The organism is Okeania sp. SIO2B9 (assembly GCF_010672505.1).
Classification (GTDB): domain Bacteria; phylum Cyanobacteriota; class Cyanobacteriia; order Cyanobacteriales; family Microcoleaceae; genus Okeania; species Okeania hirsuta.
Genome location: NZ_JAAHGK010000534.1, coordinates 1 through 4,830, shown reverse-complemented (window position 1 = coordinate 4,830; position 4,830 = coordinate 1). Strand labels below are relative to the sequence as shown.

Below are 4,830 nucleotides of genomic sequence, written 5' to 3'. Positions count from 1 at the left end.
GGAAGAAGGAAGAAGGAAGAAGAAAGAGGGAAGAGGAAAGAAGGCTACCCTCGCAAGAAAAAACCATCATTTCCTGTAGATATTCACCCTTGGGTTTACACAAACGATATAAACGGACATGATATAAAGAGTAAACCTGCCCATTCTTTTCGATTCGATGAGCAGGAAAATAAGTAGGAGCTGAAGCAGAAGAGACACAAATCTCCCAAACTGGAACTTGAGCATACCATCGCTCGTGGAACCAACTCTTAAAAATAATTGGGTTGCGATCTTGAGTATCGTAACTAGGAACTAAAACTTTGAGCGGAGGTTTACCTTGATCGGATTTGGGCGTCAGGTCAGCAAATGTGGCTTCTCCAAATTGCTCTTTAAGTACAGAAATTAAGCCTTCATCTGAAAATTTGGGGGTAGAAAGACCGTATTTAAAAATTAATGGCAACCGCTGGGGTGAAAAGAGCTTTTGATAGGGAAATATTTGCAAACCTTTTTCTAAATATAGATCTAATAATTCTTTAGGGCTTTTCCCTAGTGCAATTCCTACAGCCAATATAGACCCTGTTGAAGTACCAGCAATTAGATCGAAGTGGTCTTTTAAACGGCCACCTAATTGTTCCTCAATTTTCTCAAGAATACGGGCTGGCATTACACCTCTAATACCGCCACCATCCAAGTATAGAATACGAAAAGTTATAATATAATCTCCGGTATTTATTTTATTAATCTACCAAAACTGCTGGAATTTTCACTATTTAGTAAATATTTAATAAAATTTATATTCCTTTATACTATGATTAATTATGTAATGTAATTTTAGAACTTTACTTTACATAACTAATCTCAGATCGAATAAAATGAAAACTGCATTAATTACAGGTGCTTCTTCTGGAATTGGTGAAATTTTTGCCAAAGAATTAGCAAGTAGAAAAACTAACTTAGTATTGGTAGCTCGTTCAGAAGATAAACTACAAAAATTAGCAAATGAATTACAAAGTCAATATCAAATTCAGGCTGATGTAATAGTCCAAGATTTAACAGCACCAGCAGCAACAAATTCTGTATTTGAGACAGTTTTTCAGAAAGGATTAACTATAGATTTATTAGTAAATAATGCTGGTTTCGGTGACTATGGAAATTTTACCGAGAGACCTCTAGAAAAGCAGGTTAATATGATTCAATTAAATATTACTGCTTTAGTAGAATTAACACATTTATTTTTACCTGGAATGCAACAAAATAAGTCCGGGGCAATTATTAATGTTTCCTCAATAGGTGGTTTTCAACCTTTACCTTATATGTCAGTTTATGGTGCAACAAAGGCATTTGTTTTAAGTTTTAGTGAGGCATTGTGGGCAGAAAATCAAGATTCAGGGGTGAAGATATTAGCACTTTGCCCTGGACCAACAGAATCAGAATTTTTCCAAAAAGCGGAATTTCCTAAATCTGTAGGCGGATCTTCCATGTCAAAATTGACCCCTACAGAAGAAGTAGTCAAAGATGCTCTTCAAGCTTTAGAAAAAAATCAGTCTAATGCTGTGACAGGAGGCTTTTTAAATCAGGTAATTGTTAATCTTTCTCGTTTTTTCCCACGAGAGACTTTAGTCGGTGTAGTAGAAAAAGTGTTTGGAAGTATTAAGCAAAACAATTGAACGAAGGCAGAAGGCAGAAGGCAGAGGGCACAATCTTTCCTCTACCTTTGTTTATAAGTAGGGCTTACCGATCTAATCTCAAAGGATTGGCAAGTAAAGGTTTGAGCCTTCTTGAATTCCCAAGTTGTGCGCTGGGAGTAGTCTAAAACCCTCGAAAAGTTAGCATAAAAGGCAAACCTTCGGACAGAAAAATTGAGGGACAATTCTTACTCCTACCTCCTCGCTCATTCCCCGTTCTTCCTGTCTCCTGTCTCCTGTCTACTGTCTCCTACCCTTACCCATAAGACTTTTGAGCACAAACCCTAAGTATATATACTCCCCTTGCCAAAATAGTCATTTCCATTTTTAATCTAAGATGGAATATTCAATTTAGTAGATAAATTCAAAGAGGATGATGTTAAATAAACGCTCGATAGTAGCATGGATGATGGCGCTGTTAGTAGCGTTTTTGGCAAGCTGTGGTTCCCCTGCTCCACCGCCAACCTACTCAGATGCTCAATTACAAAAAATTGAACAGTACACAGCGGGAATTGTCGCTTTGCGCGATCGCATGGATGAACTGAAAACCCTAATTCAAAAGGAAGATTGGGTCAATGTAGATACATTTATTCATGGGCCTTTAGGAGACTTGCGGAGCAAGACTAACTATTTGACCCAAAGTTTGTTATTGCCAAAGGATAAAGCACCTGTGTTGGATGCAGCAAAGGAAGTATTTCAGGATTTAGAAGAAATTGATGTTGCAGCAGCAGCAAATGACAAACTGCAAGCGACTAATGAGTATACAAAAGCAATAGCAGATTTTGACACTTTCTTCAGTTTGATACCTAAAAGTAATTAGGGTTTACTGAATAAAGTCTTTTTGCTGGGGTAGGAGACAGGAGACAGGAGACAGGAGACAGGAGAAATGGGAATGAGCGAGGAAGTTAGGAGTAAGAATTGTCCCTGAATTTTTCTGCCCAACTATGCGCCTAAAATACGCTCCTTTTTGAGCGTTTTAGACGTGATAAGGTACTTTTTAAAGGCCAAAAAAAGGCTAAAATCTTTATATGTCAATGCTTTTAGATTTAATCAGCAAGCCCTAATTAAATAAGCAATCAGGAGTCAGCATTTAGCAGTCAGCAATAAATATTTAGAAGGAGATTTCAACCTCTCCTAAACCTTCCGGTTTATAGAAACCGGGGATTTAAACCAGAGATCCTAAAAGCTGAAGCGCTGTTTGCGGAGCATTCCGGTACGGAAATGCTAAAAGCTAATAGCTAGTTAAAACCCTACACCCAACCAGAAGTGTAGCGATGTTAACGAAGTCAGGAGTCAGAAGTTAACCCACCCCTAACCCCTCCCAGGAGGGGAAGTAGGGGATTTGAGCTTCGCTCCAAAAATATTTCGCCTTAAAAGGCGGGGTGGCGCGACCCAATTATTTTGATAAATTTCAATATTACTTGATGGGGTGTGCACTGCACGCCCTATCTTAATTTCTACTTTACCCATTCACTTCTTCCTTCTTTCTTTTTCAAGAAAAAATTATAAATTTTTGGCGTTGGTGATTTTAGGTATGATATCATGTCAAGATAAGATCGCAATCAAAAAACTTTCTTCTTCTTTCTTCCCTCCTGACTCCTGACTCCTAAGTAAATACACTAATTCAGCAACGCTAACATGACTCATATAGTAATTATTGGATGTGGAATTATTGGGGCATCGATCGCCTATCAACTAAGTAAAATTGAAGGGTTAAAAATTACGGTCTTGGACAAACAAGCACCTGCCCAAGCTTCCACTGGCGCTGCTTTGGGGGTGTTGATGGGGGTAATTAGCCAAAAAGTTAAAGGCAGACCTTGGAAAATGAGGCGCATGAGCGTCCAGAGCTATCATAATTTAATTCCTGAGTTGGAAGCAAAAATAAATCGCCCTATTTCTCATAACCGTGATGGTATTTTGTTGTTGTGTTTGCCTGGGGATGACTTAGATAGGTGGAAAAAATTGGTAGATATTCGGCAAGCAGATGGTTTACCATTGGAAATGTGGGATATTGCTCAATTGCGCGATCGCTCTCCTCAGATCGAGACATCTGAAGTTACAGCAGCTATTTATTCTCCTCAAGATTTCCAAATTAACCCGGTGGATCTGACTTTAGCTTTGGTAGAAGCTGCTCAACAAAATGGGGTGAATTTTCATTTTGGAGTAACAGTTGCGGAATATAATACTATAGCGCTACCAAATAACGAATATCGTTGTCAGCAAATACGGACAAAAAGTCTAGACCCAGCTAAAAAAGCTCCTGTTTTGGCGGATGTAAATTGGTTAGTTGTGGCGGCGGGGTTGGGGTCTTTGCCATGTTTGCAAGGAATAAAAGATGGTAAGTTAAGGTCTCTACAACTGAAGCGTAAATCAAATCTTGACCGTAAATTTACTATTGTGCCTGTATTAGGTCAAGCTCTATATTTGCAAGGGCGATCGCCTCTAGGAAATCTAGATTTTCAGCCAGTGATAATTGGGGATGATGTGAATATTGTACCAGTGGGGGAAAATGAATATTGGGTGGGAGCAACGGTAGAATTTCCTGATGATGCGGGTGAGGTGGTAGCGGACTCTAGTAGGTTGGATACGGTGATGGAAAGAGCTATTAGTTTTTGCCCGAGTTTGGCAGATGCAACGGTGTTAAGAAAATGGTCTGGTTTGCGGCCTCGTCCAGAGGGTCAACCAGCTCCTGCTGTTGGTTATTTGGAAGGGTTTAAAAATGTGTTGTTGGCAACGGGTCACTATCGGAATGGGGTGTTATTAGCTCCTGCGACTGCGGAAGCAGTGGAGAAAATGATTGTGAAAAAGTAAGGAAGAAGGAAGAAGAAGTAGGGTGTGTTAGCGTCAGCGTAACGCACCCTACTGGACTACTACCCCTCATTTATACTGCTATAAACTCTTCCTAATTTTTTTATAATAAAAAAGAACTAACACATAACAGATGAAATAATTATGATTGAATGGTTAATTGCTTGGGGGAGTAGTGAAGCGGTTAAATTTATTGCTCAGGAAGTTATTGGAGAATTAGGTAAGGGTGCCGCTGAAGACTATGTTAAAGATTTTTTTAAACAAGGTATTTCTGATGCTATTGGTGGGATAAAAAATGGAAAAGTTTTACAAAAAGCTACGGCACAAGCTATTAAATATTTTTTAGATTTGATACAGC

5 protein-coding genes are annotated in these 4,830 nt (G+C 38.9%); 4 read left to right on the top strand and 1 reads right to left on the bottom strand.

From position 1 onward, the window contains the following. Window positions 1–643, bottom strand: a 643-nt coding sequence (locus F6K13_RS18540) for a patatin-like phospholipase family protein (RefSeq protein WP_287287966.1), incomplete at its 3' end; no start/stop codon positions are given. A 208-nt stretch (window positions 644–851) separates the two neighbouring features. On the opposite strand from F6K13_RS18540, the gene F6K13_RS18535 reads away from it, so the two are divergent. The 4 genes from F6K13_RS18535 to F6K13_RS18520 form a co-directional block, all read left to right on the top strand. Further along, the gene (locus tag F6K13_RS18535; RefSeq protein WP_124143390.1) at window positions 852–1,646 is read left to right on the top strand and encodes an SDR family oxidoreductase; all 795 of its coding nucleotides are present in this window, start codon (window positions 852–854) and stop codon (window positions 1,644–1,646) included. Between the two features lie 391 nt (window positions 1,647–2,037). Beyond that, a complete protein-coding gene (gene psbQ, locus F6K13_RS18530; protein WP_124143389.1) occupies window positions 2,038–2,484 on the top strand; it encodes a photosystem II protein PsbQ in 447 nt (148 codons plus the stop codon). Between the two features lie 818 nt (window positions 2,485–3,302). Beyond that, complete coding sequence (locus tag F6K13_RS18525) at window positions 3,303–4,475, top strand: FAD-binding oxidoreductase (RefSeq protein WP_124143388.1); 1,173 nt, start codon at window positions 3,303–3,305, stop codon at window positions 4,473–4,475. 141 nt (window positions 4,476–4,616) lie between these two features. Next, on the top strand, window positions 4,617–4,830 hold a 214-nt coding region (locus F6K13_RS18520), incomplete at its 3' end, for a hypothetical protein (RefSeq protein WP_287287965.1).

What these genes read in the sequence shown, in the direction of transcription:
- F6K13_RS18535 (WP_124143390.1), top strand. Translation starts at nt 852, where the DNA reads ATGAAAACTGCATTAATTACAGGTGCTTCTTCTGGAATTGGTGAAATT.
- psbQ (WP_124143389.1), top strand. Translation starts at nt 2,038, where the DNA reads ATGATGTTAAATAAACGCTCGATAGTAGCATGGATGATGGCGCTGTTA.
- F6K13_RS18525 (WP_124143388.1), top strand. Translation starts at nt 3,303, where the DNA reads ATGACTCATATAGTAATTATTGGATGTGGAATTATTGGGGCATCGATC.